This window comes from Aeromonas sp. 61P, from assembly GCF_051919545.1.
GTDB classification, from domain to species: Bacteria; Pseudomonadota; Gammaproteobacteria; order Enterobacterales; family Aeromonadaceae; genus Aeromonas; species Aeromonas veronii.
In genome coordinates, this window is record NZ_JBQBEL010000001.1 from 1,250,750 (window position 1) to 1,263,413 (window position 12,664).

Annotated in this window: 12 protein-coding genes; 4 read left to right on the forward strand and 8 right to left on the reverse strand. The window is 58.3% G+C overall.

Going from position 1 to position 12,664, the window contains the following annotated elements:
• Positions 1-21 precede the first annotated feature (21 nt).
• The 4 genes from lpxC (at position 22) to mutT (ending at position 5,250) form a co-directional block, all read left to right on the forward strand.
• Positions 22-945 carry a UDP-3-O-acyl-N-acetylglucosamine deacetylase gene (lpxC, locus tag ACTG2O_RS06160; protein WP_005336146.1) on the forward strand — a complete coding sequence of 308 codons (924 nt, stop codon included), beginning with the start codon at positions 22-24 and terminating at the stop codon, positions 943-945.
• A gap of 140 nt (positions 946-1,085) precedes the next feature.
• Positions 1,086-1,991 carry a peptidoglycan DD-metalloendopeptidase family protein gene (locus tag ACTG2O_RS06165; RefSeq protein WP_323892359.1) on the forward strand — a complete coding sequence of 302 codons (906 nt, stop codon included), beginning with the start codon at positions 1,086-1,088 and terminating at the stop codon, positions 1,989-1,991.
• Positions 1,992-2,050: 59 nt separating this feature from the next.
• Positions 2,051-4,771, forward strand: a complete 2,721-nt coding sequence (gene secA / locus ACTG2O_RS06170; protein WP_439975468.1) for a preprotein translocase subunit SecA — start codon at positions 2,051-2,053, stop codon at positions 4,769-4,771.
• 74 nt (positions 4,772-4,845) lie between these two features.
• On the forward strand, positions 4,846-5,250 hold the full coding sequence (gene mutT / locus ACTG2O_RS06175) for an 8-oxo-dGTP diphosphatase MutT (RefSeq protein ID WP_042053534.1): 405 nt from the start codon (positions 4,846-4,848) through the stop codon (positions 5,248-5,250).
• 76 nt (positions 5,251-5,326) lie between these two features.
• Here mutT and yacG read toward each other — a convergent pair whose 3' ends face one another.
• From yacG to nadC, 8 genes are all read right to left on the reverse strand, one after another.
• Complete coding sequence (gene yacG / locus ACTG2O_RS06180) at positions 5,327-5,521, reverse strand: DNA gyrase inhibitor YacG (RefSeq protein WP_005336142.1); 195 nt, start codon at positions 5,519-5,521, stop codon at positions 5,327-5,329.
• A 9-nt stretch (positions 5,522-5,530) separates the two neighbouring features.
• Positions 5,531-6,253, reverse strand: a complete 723-nt coding sequence (gene zapD, locus ACTG2O_RS06185) for a cell division protein ZapD (RefSeq protein ID WP_005336141.1) — start codon at positions 6,251-6,253, stop codon at positions 5,531-5,533.
• A 37-nt stretch (positions 6,254-6,290) separates the two neighbouring features.
• A complete protein-coding gene (gene coaE / locus ACTG2O_RS06190) occupies positions 6,291-6,905 on the reverse strand; it encodes a dephospho-CoA kinase (protein WP_439975469.1) in 615 nt (204 codons plus the stop codon).
• Positions 6,906-6,918: 13 nt separating this feature from the next.
• On the reverse strand, positions 6,919-7,791 hold the full coding sequence (locus tag ACTG2O_RS06195; protein ID WP_439975470.1) for a prepilin peptidase: 873 nt from the start codon (positions 7,789-7,791) through the stop codon (positions 6,919-6,921).
• Positions 7,792-7,852: 61 nt separating this feature from the next.
• Complete coding sequence (locus ACTG2O_RS06200) at positions 7,853-9,094, reverse strand: type II secretion system F family protein (protein ID WP_005336136.1); 1,242 nt, start codon at positions 9,092-9,094, stop codon at positions 7,853-7,855.
• Positions 9,095-9,334: 240 nt separating this feature from the next.
• Positions 9,335-11,041: a PilB family type IVa pilus assembly ATPase TapB gene (gene tapB, locus ACTG2O_RS06205; RefSeq protein ID WP_005336134.1), complete on the reverse strand. Its 1,707-nt coding sequence runs from the start codon at positions 11,039-11,041 to the stop codon at positions 9,335-9,337.
• A 3-nt stretch (positions 11,042-11,044) separates the two neighbouring features.
• Positions 11,045-11,485 (reverse strand): type IVa pilus major pilin TapA, encoded by a 441-nt coding sequence (tapA, locus tag ACTG2O_RS06210; protein ID WP_302054763.1) that lies wholly within the window; start codon positions 11,483-11,485, stop codon positions 11,045-11,047.
• Between the two features lie 315 nt (positions 11,486-11,800).
• On the reverse strand, positions 11,801-12,664 hold the full coding sequence (nadC, locus tag ACTG2O_RS06215) for a carboxylating nicotinate-nucleotide diphosphorylase (RefSeq protein WP_043821973.1): 864 nt from the start codon (positions 12,662-12,664) through the stop codon (positions 11,801-11,803).

Sequence of the window (12,664 nt, forward strand, 5' to 3'; positions counted from 1 at the left end):
TAAGCTGTTTAGGGTACACCCATGATTAGACAAAGAACCTTGAAAACGAGTGTACAGGCGACTGGTGTCGGCCTGCATTCGGGCCGGAAAGTCACCATGACGTTCCGTCCGGCGCCTGTGAACACAGGGATCGTTTACTTGCGTACCGACCTGAATCCTGTGGTGGAGCTGCCAGCCAATGCCGATCAGGTGCGCGATACCGTGCTCTGTACCGCTCTGGTCAATGAAGCCGGTGTCCGTGTCTCTACCATTGAGCACCTCTCCGCCGCACTGGCCGGGATGGGGATCGATAACCTCTACGTTGAGGTTGACGCGCCCGAGATCCCGGTGATGGACGGCAGTGCGCATCCCTTTATCTACCTGCTGCAGGAAGTCGGGATCCGTGAGCAGAATGCTGCCAAGCAGTTTGTGCGGATCAAGAAGAGCATCCGGGTTGAAGATGGCGACAAGTGGGCGGAATTCCACCCCTATCGCAACGGCTTCAAGATGGATCTCGAGATCGATTTCCAGCATCCGGTCTTTGAAGGGCGCAATCAGCGTTGCGTGCTGGACTTCTCCGGTGCCTCCTTCGTGAAAGAGATTAGCCGTGCCCGTACCTTCGGGTTCATGCGCGATATCGAGTACCTGCGTTCCCAGAACCTGGCGCTGGGCGGAAGCCTGGAAAACGCCGTGGTACTGGACGACTATCGGGTGCTGAACGAAGACGGTTTGCGTTATGAGGACGAGTTCGTCAAGCACAAGATGCTGGACGCGATTGGTGACCTCTATATGTGTAACCGCAGCATCATCGGTGAGTTCCGTGCCTACAAGACCGGACATGCCCTGAACAACAAGCTGCTGCGTGCCTTGCTGGCCGAGCAGGAGGCTTGGGAACTGGTGACCTTCGAGGGTGAGGGCGACAAAGCGCCTATCGCTTACTACGATAACGGTCTGGTTCTGGCCTGATAGCTGTGCAACGGAACGTCGGTCCTCTCTCCGCACCGACGTTCCGTCATTTGTTTACTCCATCCTTTAATACCGATTATCTCCCGGTTTTATTTCCCGTGCAGGCTCCTGGCCGCACCTGACCGAGCAGACTGATTTCTATGAGCATTACCCTGATCCTCCACGGCAAGCAGCGACGCAAGTTGCACCTGCCCAAACAACGTCTGGCCTGGGTCGGCGGTATTCTCTTCTCCCTGTTGGCCTTTGGTGGTGGTTGGCTCTGGCAGAGCTGGCACCAGAAAATGGAGGCGCTGGAAGTGGCGCTTGCCGTTGCCGAGCAACAGTCCGTTGACCAGAGTGGTGACGAAGCCCGTGAACAGTTGGCGATGCTGGCTGCTCAGGTGGGCACCATGCAGGGCCAGCTTGGCCGTCTCAATGCCCTCGGCGAACGATTGACCGAGCAGGCCGATCTCGATCCTGACGAGTTCAATTTCAAAGAGCTGCCCCCCATGGGCGGCCCTTCTTATGATGAAGAGCTGGAAGTGAGCCTCAACGAGCTGCAAGCCTCGATGAAGCACCTCAGCCAGCAGCTCAGCAGCCGTGAAGAGCAGCTGTCGGTACTTGAATCTTTCATCATGAATCACCATATCACCGATGCCGGTTTTATTTCCGGCACGCCAGTCAAACAGGAGCGAGTTTGGGTCTCGTCCGGGTTTGGTGGACGGGTCGATCCGTTCAACGGGCGTGCCAAGATGCACAAAGGGGTCGATTTCCGTGGCAAACCCGGAACCCCGATTCTGGCTACCGGGCCCGGCATTGTCAGCTGGGCGGGCCGTCATCCGGAATTTGGCAATATGGTGGAGATTAATCACGGCAATGGCCTGGTCACCCGCTATGCCCACAACTCCAAGTTGCTGGTCGAGGTGGGCACCTTGGTTGATCAGGGTCAGAAGATTGCCTTGATGGGACGCACCGGTCGCGCGACCGGGGTCCATCTGCATTACGAAGTGTTGAAAGATGGTCGTCAGGTCAACCCCGCACGCTTTCTCAGTGCCAGACGGGGTTAGGTTTTTTTCTTCAGGTTCCAGTGACGGAACGCTTTTATAACCAGAAATAGTTGGTACCCATGATTAGCACACTGCTTACCAAGATTATCGGCAGCCGGAACGACAGAACGCTCAAGGCTTTGCGCAAAATTGTAAAACAGATCAATGCCATGGAGCCGCAGTTCGAGGCTCTCTCCGATGCCGAGTTGCAGGCCAAAACGGCTGAATATCGTCAGCGTATCGAGCAGGGTGAGACCCTGGAGCAGTTGCTCCCGGAAGCGTTCGCGACCGTGCGTGAAGCCTCCAAGCGGGTGTTCGGCATGCGTCACTTCGACGTGCAGCTGATCGGCGGCATGGTGCTGAACTCCAACCGCATCGCGGAAATGAAAACCGGTGAAGGTAAAACCCTAACCGCAACCCTGCCAGCTTACCTGAACGCCCTGAGTGGCCGTGGTGTGCACGTGGTCACGGTGAACGACTACCTGGCCAAGCGTGATGCGGAAGCGAACCGTCCGCTGTTCGCCTTCCTTGGCATGACCGTCGATTGCAACGTGCCCGGCATGGATGCGTCGCAGAAGCGTGATGCCTACGCCGCCGACATCACCTACGGTACCAACAACGAATTCGGTTTTGACTACCTGCGTGACAACATGGCGTTCTCGCCGGAGCAGCGCGTCCAGCGTCCGCTCAACTATGCGCTGGTGGATGAGGTGGACTCGGTGCTCATCGATGAAGCTCGTACTCCGCTGATCATCTCCGGCCCGGCCGAAGACAGCTCCGAGCTCTATATTCGCGTCAACAAGCTGATCCCGCTGCTGGTCAAGCAGGACAAGGAAGACACCGAAGAGTACACCGGCGACGGTCACTACACGGTGGATGAGAAGAACCGTCAGGCGCTGCTGACCGAAAACGGTCAGATCTTCGTGGAAGAGCTGCTCAAGAAAGAGGGGCTGCTGGACGAGAACGACTCCCTGTTCTCCGCCTCCAACATCAGCCTGCTGCACCACGTCAACGCCGGTCTGCGCGCCCATACCCTGTTTGAGCGCAACGTCGACTACATCGTGCAGAAGGACGAGATCGTCATCGTTGACGAGCATACCGGCCGTACCATGCCGGGTCGTCGCTGGTCCGATGGTCTGCATCAGGCCGTTGAAGCGAAGGAAGGGGTGAAGATCCAGAACGAGAACCAGACGCTGGCATCCATCACCTTCCAGAACTACTTCCGTCTCTATAACAAGCTGGCGGGCATGACCGGTACTGCAGATACCGAAGCCTTTGAATTCCAACAGATTTATGGCCTGGATACCGTGGTTATCCCGACCAACAAGCCGATGGTGCGCAAGGACATGGGCGATCTGGTCTACCTGACCGCCAACGAGAAGTATGCCGCCATCATCGAAGATATCCGTCAGTGCGTGGCGAAGGGCCAGCCTGTACTGGTTGGTACCGTCTCTATCGAGAACTCCGAGCTGCTCTCCGGTATCCTGACCAAAGAGAAGATCCCGCACAAGGTGCTGAACGCCAAGTTCCACGCCATGGAAGCGGAGATCGTTGCCCAGGCCGGTCAGACTGGTGCGGTCACCATCGCCACCAACATGGCCGGTCGTGGTACCGACATCGTGTTGGGCGGTAACTGGCAGGCAGAGCTTGCCAAGCTGGAGAACCCGACCAGCGAGCAGATTGCCGAGCTGAAAGCCGCCTGGCAGGTGCGTCACGATGCGGTGCTGGCCGCCGGTGGTCTGCACATTATCGGTACCGAGCGTCACGAGTCCCGCCGTATCGATAACCAGCTGCGCGGCCGTTCCGGTCGTCAGGGTGACCCGGGCTCCTCCCGTTTCTACCTCTCCATGGAAGATACCCTGATGCGGATCTTCGCCTCCGATCGCGTGACCGGCATGATGAAGAAGCTGGGCATGGAAGAGGGTGAGGCCATCGAGCACCCGTGGGTCACCAAGGCGATCGAAAATGCCCAGCGCAAGGTGGAAGGTCGCAACTTCGACATCCGCAAGAGCTTGCTGGAGTTTGATGACGTTGCCAACGACCAGCGCAAGGTGGTCTACGAGCAGCGCAATGAGCTGCTGGATACCAACGACATCTCCGAGACCATCCATGTTATCCGTGACGACGTCTACGGTGCGGTGATCGACGAATACATCCCGCCCCAGTCTCTGGAAGAGATGTGGGATGTGCCGGGTCTGGAAGCGCGCCTGAAGGCGGACTTCGCGCTGGATCTGCCGCTGCAACAGTGGTTGGCGGAAGATGACAAGCTGTACGAAGAGAAGCTGCGCGAGCGCATTCTGGACGAAGCCACCAAGCTCTATGCCCACAAGGAGGAGCTGGTCGGCAAAGAGGTGCTGCGCAACTTCGAGAAGGCAGTGATGCTGCAAACTTTGGATGGCTTGTGGAAAGAGCATCTGGCGGCCATGGATCATCTGCGTCAGGGCATCCATCTGCGCGGTTACGCCCAGAAGAACCCCAAGCAGGAGTACAAGCGCGAATCCTTCGATCTGTTCACCCAGATGCTGGAAACCCTCAAGCGCGACGTGGTGAGCATCCTGAGCCGTGTTCAGGTGCAGGAGCGCGATGTGGAAGCGATGGAAGAGCAGCAGCGCCAGCAGGCGGAAGCCGCTCCCCGTACCTATACCCACGCCGCAGCTGAGAGCCAGCTGTCCGATGAGCAGGCCGCAGGCGAAGAGGGCCACACCACCTTCGTGCGCGACGAGCAGAAAGTTGGTCGCAACGATCCCTGCCCGTGCGGCTCCGGCAAGAAGTACAAGCACTGCCACGGTCAGTTGACCTGATCGACGCTATGCCATAACAGGCGGGCCAAGTGCCCGCCTTGTTATTGGTGGCAACAAGCGAACAGAGGTAATTGATGGAACAGAAAAAACGGATCTGGGTGGCGGTTGGCGTCATCGAGAATGAACGGGGCGATATCTTCATCGCCAGACGCTCCTCCGATCGCCATCAGGGGGATCGCTGGGAGTTTCCCGGTGGCAAGGTGGAGTCGGGCGAGGATCTGCTGACTGCGCTGGATCGGGAGCTGTGGGAAGAGATCGGCATCCGGGTTTTGGATTGTGCCCCCTTTATGGAACTGCAGCACGACTACCCCGAGAAGCAGGTGTTGCTGGATATCTGGAAGGTGACCCGTTTCAGCGGCGAGCCGTTCGGCAAGGAGGGGCAGGAGTGTCTGTGGGTGCCGGTGGCCGAGCTGAACAACTACCACTTCCCCGATGCCAATGGCCCGATTGTAGCGCGGCTTCAAGGCCTGCTGGCGTGAGCCGGTAGTAATCAACAAGCATGAAAAAAGGGCCAATCGGCCCTTTTTCATATTGCAGAGGTGAGTGACCGGAGGCTTATAGCCACTGGTCACCCTCTTCCGGCTCCGGCAGCAGATCAGGGTTGATTTCGCCGGGAATGCGCTTCTCTTCATCGGCCCACTCGCCAAGATCGATCAGCTGACAGCGCTTGCTGCAGAAGGGGCGGAACGGACTCTGCGGGCCCCATTCCACTTCGCTCTGACAGGTCGGACACTTTACCTTGGTGACCATAAGCGCTCCTTAGCAGCAGGCGAGCTGGAACGGCACGTCGCCAATCGGCTGTTCTGCGGTGGGCAGAAAGCGCAGGGCGAAGCGGTTCTTGTGGCCGCTCAGGGTCGGGTAGCAGAACAGATTGCCCGGCAGCTTGATGCGGATCAGCTCGGCGCTCTCGGCGGTGTCCTGGAAGAAACCGTTGCTGGCAACCTGCTCACTGAAGCTGCCTGATTCACGCCACAGGCGCAGCAGCAGGGTGATGGCATTCATCAGCAGGTTAATGTCGCTCAGCCAGCCTTGCATCTGCTGGTGACGGGTGATGGCCGGGGTACCGAGCCAGTGGTGCAGCTGCGGCACATCGAAGGCACACAGGCCACCCGGGATGGAGAAACGCTGGCGAATGGAGCCGAGCAGACGATCCTCTTTCAGGCGGGCACCCGGGCGTGGCGAGTTGAGCAGGTTGCGGGAGAGCTGGCTGCTCTCTTGCTGCATCAGTTTGATCTGCTCCAGATCGACGTCGGGCAGGCTGGCCCAGTGGCTCAGACGCTGGCCGAGACGCTCCAGATCCTTGATGAGGTCGGCGCGCAGGTCACCACGCTCCAGCAACTCCTGCAGATCGAACAGCCCCTTGAAGAAGGCGATATGTGCCCAGGATTGTTCACTCTCCAGATTGTCGCGGATCTGGGAAAACAGGGACTCCAGACGAAGATAGGTCCGGCTTTTTTCATTGAGGGGGAAATCGTAAATCATGCCTAATCCTGGCCAGCCATAAACCGGCCTAGTGTACTCACACTTGGCGGCCTTGTTGAGAGGCAATTGCCAGATATGTCTCGTGCAGCGCCAAAATCCGCGTTTTAATCGCCATTTCGCTGCCATTGTGGTTTTCGATTACATCATCCGCCGCAGCGAGACGTTCCGACCGGCTCGCCTGAGCAGCGATGATGGCTCGGGCCTGCTCGGCCGATACCCCATCACGGCGACAGGTGCGCTCAATCTGGGTGGCTTCATCCACATCGACCACCAACACACGGTTGGCGAGACCAGTGAGTTTGTTCTCCACCAGCAGCGGCACCACCAGCAGGCAGTAAGGAGAACTGGCCGCGGCACATTGGCGCTGCATTTCGCTGCGAATAAGCGGGTGAAGCAAAGCATTGAGCCACTCCTTGGCCTGTGGGTCGCTGAAGACCCGCTCGCGCAGGGCGCGACGGTCGAGTTGACCGCTCGGATCAATCACATCCGGGCCAAAATGGTCGGCGATGGCGGCAAGAGCCGGGGTGCCCGGCTCTACGACCTCGCGGGCGATCACATCGGCATCCACCACCTCGATACCCAGCGCAGCAAACTGATTGGCGATGGTGGTCTTGCCGCTGCCAATACCACCTGTGATAGCAACTACATACATGGGGGCCTCTTGCTCAAAGCAGGGTAGAGAGATACCAGCGGGTGATGGTATCGCCCCACAACAGGGCGATCCAGCCCGCGATGGCGAGGTAGGGGCCGAAGGGGATAGGCTTGCCCTGATGGTGTTTGTGCAAGGCGATCAGACTGATGCCGATCACGGCGCCGACCAGGGATGAGAGCAGCAAAATAATGGGCAGCGCCTGCCAACCGAGCCAGGCGCCCAGAGCTGCTAGCAGCTTGAAGTCGCCATAGCCCATCCCCTCCTTGCCAGTGAGCAGCTTGAAAGCCCAGTAGAGGCTCCAGAGCACCATATAGCCCACCATGGCGCCGATCACGGCATCCGCCTGCGGCACGAAACCACCTGCCAGATTGAACAGCAGCCCGCCCCACAGCAGGGGCAGGGTGAGCTGGTCTGGCAGCAACATTTTGTCGAGATCGATGAAGGTAAGGGTGACCAGTACCCAGGTCAGGAACAGGGCGGCCAGTGTGCCCCAGCCCGGCGTTATGACCATGGCAACGGCCACCGAGAGCAGGGCGGTCAGCAGCTCTACCAGCGGATAGCGGGCCGAGATGGGGGCCTGACAGTCACGGCAACGCCCTTTGAGCCAGAGCCAGCTCAACAGCGGGATGTTCTCCAGCGCTGTGATGGCGTGGCCACAGTGAGGGCATGCGGAGCGGGGGACCATCAGGTTGTAGCGCTCTGGCGCAGTGGCCTCCTCATCGGGGGAAAAGTAGCCGCGATACTCGGCCTGCCACTCCCGCTCCAGCATGATGGGCAAGCGGTGGATCACTACGTTAAGGAAGCTGCCGATCATCAGGGAGAAGAGAAAAACCAGCGAGAAGTAGAGCCAGGGCAAGCCGTGAGCCAGCTCGAGAAGAAGTGTCATAACCAACCGTCAGTTATTGAATGAGGGGGAGGGCATGGTTGTGGTGCCATGCCCTGATAAATCAGCCTACCACGTCGCCAAGCTTGAAGATGGGCAGGTACATGGCGATAACCATGCCGCCGACCAGCACCCCGAGCACCACCATGATGAGGGGTTCCAGCAGGCTGGTGAGGCCATCGACCAGATCATCCACCTCCTGCTCGAAGATGGTGGCGACCTTGGAGAGCATATCATCGATGGCGCCGGACTCCTCACCGATCATCACCATCTGGATCACCATGTCGGGGAAGAGATCGACGGTGCGCATTGCCACGTTGATCTGCATGCCTGCCACCACCTCGTTGCGGATCGCCATGACGGCGGTGCGATAGACATAGTTGCCGGAGGCCCCTGCTGCTGAAATCAGCGCATCTACCAGCGGAATACCGGCGGAGAAGGTGGTCGACAGTGTGCGGGCAAAGCGCGCCATCGCCGCTTTGTGCAGGATCATCCCGACCACCGGAATGGTGAGGACGAACTTGTCGGTATTGTCTTTCACCTTCTGGGAGGCCCGCCAGGCTCGCACGTAAAGGAAGATGCCAAGGGCCGTGCCACCAAAGAAGACATACCACCAGTTCTGCATAAAGCGGGAGATGCCGATAACAAACTGGGTGAACACCGGCAGCTCGGCGCCGAAGCTCTTGAAGATATCCTCGAACTGCGGAATGACGAACAGCAGCAGGATGGAGGTGACCACGATGGCGACCAGAATGACCATGGTTGGGTAGAACATCGCCTTCTTGATCTTCGACTTGAGCGCTTCCGACTTTTCCCGATAGGTTGCGATACGGTCGTAGATGGTTTCCAGCGCACCGGATTGCTCACCGGCTTCCACCAGATCGCAGTAGAGATCATCGAAATAGAGAGGATGGCGACGCAGCGCCTCCGACATGGGGGTACCGGTCTCCACATCGGCGGCAATCTGCCCCATCAGCTCGCGCATCGAGGCTTTCTCGTGACTGCGGGCGATGATCTGCAGGCTCTGCACCAGTGGTACGCCGGCGGAGAGCATGGTGGTGATCTGGCGTGAGACGATGGCGATATCCATCGGCTTGATCTTGGCGCCGCCCTTGGAGAAGAGCCCCTGTGATTTCTTGGCTACCTTGGTGACGTTGACCCCCTGCTTGCGCAGTTCGGTCTTGACGGTGTTGATACTGTCGGCCTGCAGCTCGCCGGAGACCTTCTGCCCCTTGCGGTTTACCCCGTGCCAGCGGAAGGCGAAGACTTTCTTGGGGGCATTGTTCTTTTTCGTTAGGGTTGCCATCTTTGCATCCTGCAATGGGGTTGGTTGTCAGAGCCGGGCTCTGCGTGTCACCAACCTGGTCAAGGTGCCCGACTGGCTTGATGCCTGCGGGGTACTGATAGGGTGGGTGGTACCTTCTTGGCGCCAGCCAGGTCACTTGAATATCTGATTACTCTGTCGTTCGGACTATCATCCGTTCCGTGTTCGTGAACGACGAATTCGTTCTGCCAACCAAATCGGCGGGTCGTTCCGTCATACGGATCAGTTGGTGGTGACCCTGTTGACCTCGGCCAGACTGGTGACCCCGAGCCGGGCCTTCTCCAGCCCCGAGGTGCGCAGGGTGCGCATCCCCTCCTTCTGCGCGATAGCTGCAATTTGCAGGGAGTTTGCTCCCTGCATAATCAATTTGGCGATGTTCTCCGACATCAGCATGATTTCGTATATGCCGACCCGCCCCTTGTAGCCGCCGGAACACTCCTTGCAACCGACCGGTTTGAACAGTCGCAGTCCGGCTGCCAGCTGCTGCGGCGTAAAGCCCAGCTCCAGCAGTTCGGCTTCCGGCACCACTTCCGGCGCTTTGCAGTGGTCGCACAGTTTACGGGCCAACCGCTGGGCCATGATCAGGGTCACCGAGGAGGCGATGTTGAAGGCCGGAACCCCCATGTTCATCATCCGGGTCAGGGTCTCGGCGGCGGAGTTGGTGTGCAGGGTCGAAAGCACCAGGTGACCGGTCTGCGCCGCCTTGATGGCAATCTCTGCGGTTTCAAGATCGCGAATTTCACCCACCATCACCACATCCGGGTCTTGCCGCAGGAAGGAGCGCAGGGCGCTGGCGAAGGTGAGCCCCGCCTTGGGGTTGACCTGCACCTGATTGACGCCGGGCAGGTTGATCTCCACCGGATCTTCGGCGGTAGAGATATTGACCTCGGTGGTGTTGAGAATATTGAGGCCGGTATATAGCGAGACCGTTTTGCCCGAGCCGGTGGGGCCAGTCACCAGGATCATCCCCTGTGGCTTGGAGAGGGCGCGCAGATACTGCGCCTTCTGCCGGTCATCAAAACCGAGTTGCTCGATATTGAGGCGTGCCGCCGAGGAGTCGAGCAGACGGATAACGATCTTCTCCCCCCACATGGTGGGCAGGGTATTGACCCGCATATCCATCGACTTGTTGCGCGACAGCTTCAGCTTGATGCGGCCATCCTGTGGCAGCCGCCGCTCGGCGATATCGAGCCGCGCCATCACCTTGAGGCGAGCGGAGAAGCGGTTGGAGAGATTGACCGGCGGTGTGGCGATTTCATGGAGAATGCCATCGATGCGAAAGCGCACCCGATACTTGAACTCATAGGGCTCGAAGTGCAGGTCGGAGGCACCACGCTTGATGGCGTCCATCAGGATCTTGTTGATGTACTTGACGATGGGAGCATCGTCATCGGCAGTATTGACGCTCTCGTCCAGCCGACTGTTTTCGTCGGAGACCTCGAGATCCGAAATCTCGGACTCGTCGATATCCTCCATGCCGAGGGCGTCATTTTCGCTCTCCAGCAGCTTGCCGATGGCGGCGGTGAGCTTGTTTTCCTCCACCAGCAGGGCTTCAGTATGAAGACCGAAGCTGAAGCCAAAGTCCTCCAACGCCGAGACATTGGTCGGATCCGACATGGCGATATAGAGGGTGTGGCCTTGGGTGTAGATGGGCAGCACATGGTGTTTCTCAATCAGCTTCTGATTGAGGTACTTCTGCGGGATCTCGGCCAAGTCGAAGGCGGCAAGATCCAGCAGAGGTACCCCATACTCCAGCTCGCAAAAGTCGGCGAGCGCCTTGCTGTCGAGGATCTCGTTTTCTATCAGAAATGTCACAAAGGGTTTGCGCTGGGCCTTGGCCTGGCTCAGATAGCGCTGGGAGTCCTCTTCACTGATCAGTGAAGAGGCGGCCAAGCTTAACGCCAGGCCGCTATTAGGGCTAGAGGTCATGCGTTAGCAGATACCTGCTGCTACGCAGGATGCTGATGAACTTGCAGCCCAATTCACTTTCCCACTTTGCACTGTAGGAATAAGAATGTACTGCTCGCCATTTAATCCGTTAGTGGTTGTAGCGGTTGCGGTTATCGCGTTAGTTGTGGTGCTTACATCTACGGTCGCAACATTTCCATTAGCTGCGCTTACTGCGGGAGGGACTCCATTAGTTCCGGCGTCACATGTTGAGAGTGTACCGTCAGGAGCGGCAGTTGTTTGTGCACAGATCTCAATTGCTGTTTTAAATGGGCCCACTGCAGATACGACTTCAGTAAACTTAGCTTTTTTGGTGTAGGTCTGATAAGCCGGCAATGCTACTGCAGCCAAAATGGCCACGATCGCGACCACGATCATCAGTTCAATAAGGGTAAAGCCTGATTGTTTCTTCATTTCGCTGTTCATGGAAAATATCCTTTTATCCTTGGTTCCTGGGAAGTGTCGGTGGAAAATCATCCGCACGTCAGTATCTTATCCGAGCTGTGAGGGGTGGCAACAGAGATTGCCGCCTTTGTTAACCACTTTTCTATCATTTACCAAAAACATGATATAAATCATAAAATAAGAGGCTTCTAACGACTCTTTTTTATGAGGCAAAGCGGGTCCGTCATTACACTCCTTTGCTGATGGATCCTGCATAAAGAAAAGGCGCCCATGGCGCCTTTTGCAAGTTGTTTATCCGGTTAGGTCGAGTATTTGCTCAGGCCTGCGGGGTGAATCTCACTGCTGGATAAAGCGCATGGAGAGATCGAGCGCCCGCACATGCTTGGTCAGTGCCCCGACCGAGATAAAATCGACGCCGGTGGCCGCAAACTCGGCCAGAGTGTCGAGGGTCACATTGCCGGAGACTTCCAGCTTGGCGCGGCCCTGATTGATGGCGACCGCTTCCCGCATCATGGTCACGTCGAAGTTGTCGAGCATCACGATATCGGCCTTTGCCGCCAGCGCCTGTTCGAGTTCTGCCAGTGATTCCACTTCCACCTCCACCGGTTTGCCCGGATTGAGATGGCGAGCTTCATTAATCGCCTCGGCAATGCCGCCACAGGCGAGGATATGGTTCTCTTTGATGAGGTAAGCGTCGTAGAGCCCGATGCGGTGATTCTTGCCGCCGCCGCAGGTGACCGCGTACTTCTGGGCGGTGCGAAGCCCGGGGATGGTCTTGCGGGTGTCGAGCAGGCGGCAGTCGGTGCCTTCCAGTTCAGCCACGTAGCGGGCGGTGAGGGTGGCGACGCCTGAGAGGGTCTGGACAAAGTTCAGCGCATTGCGCTCGCCGGTTAGCAGCAGGCGGGCAGGGCCATGGAGGCGGAACAGCTCCTGATTGGGGGAGAGCACTTCCCCATCCTGCACCTTCCACTCCACCTTCACGTCGCCGCCGAGTTGTACAAACACTTCGTCCACCCAGGGCTGGCCGCAGAAAACTCCGGCCTCACGGGTGATGACCCGGGCGCTGGCCATCCGATCGGCCGGGATCAGCTGGGCGGTGATATCGGCGCTGGCGTCCGGTTGGTCCAGCGTGGTGAGGGCATCGCCCAGATCTTCGAGTAGTGCGGCGCGCACGGCGCGGCTGACATCCTGTTGAAACAT

Excerpts from the sequence above, each read along its gene's own strand:
- ACTG2O_RS06165 (WP_323892359.1), top strand. The coding sequence starts at position 1,086 with ATGAGCATTACCCTGATCCTCCACGGCAAGCAGCGACGCAAGTTGCAC.
- tapB (WP_005336134.1), bottom strand. The coding sequence starts at position 11,041 with ATGACCTCTAGCCCTAATAGCGGCCTGGCGTTAAGCTTGGCCGCCTCT.
- mutT (WP_042053534.1), top strand. The coding sequence starts at position 4,846 with ATGGAACAGAAAAAACGGATCTGGGTGGCGGTTGGCGTCATCGAGAAT.
- ACTG2O_RS06195 (WP_439975470.1), bottom strand. The coding sequence starts at position 7,791 with ATGACACTTCTTCTCGAGCTGGCTCACGGCTTGCCCTGGCTCTACTTC.
- lpxC (WP_005336146.1), top strand. The coding sequence starts at position 22 with ATGATTAGACAAAGAACCTTGAAAACGAGTGTACAGGCGACTGGTGTC.
- ACTG2O_RS06200 (WP_005336136.1), bottom strand. The coding sequence starts at position 9,094 with ATGGCAACCCTAACGAAAAAGAACAATGCCCCCAAGAAAGTCTTCGCC.
- coaE (WP_439975469.1), bottom strand. The coding sequence starts at position 6,905 with ATGTATGTAGTTGCTATCACAGGTGGTATTGGCAGCGGCAAGACCACC.
- nadC (WP_043821973.1), bottom strand. The coding sequence starts at position 12,664 with ATGTTTCAACAGGATGTCAGCCGCGCCGTGCGCGCCGCACTACTCGAA.
- yacG (WP_005336142.1), bottom strand. The coding sequence starts at position 5,521 with ATGGTCACCAAGGTAAAGTGTCCGACCTGTCAGAGCGAAGTGGAATGG.
- tapA (WP_302054763.1), bottom strand. The coding sequence starts at position 11,485 with ATGAACAGCGAAATGAAGAAACAATCAGGCTTTACCCTTATTGAACTG.
- zapD (WP_005336141.1), bottom strand. The coding sequence starts at position 6,253 with ATGATTTACGATTTCCCCCTCAATGAAAAAAGCCGGACCTATCTTCGT.
- secA (WP_439975468.1), top strand. The coding sequence starts at position 2,051 with ATGATTAGCACACTGCTTACCAAGATTATCGGCAGCCGGAACGACAGA.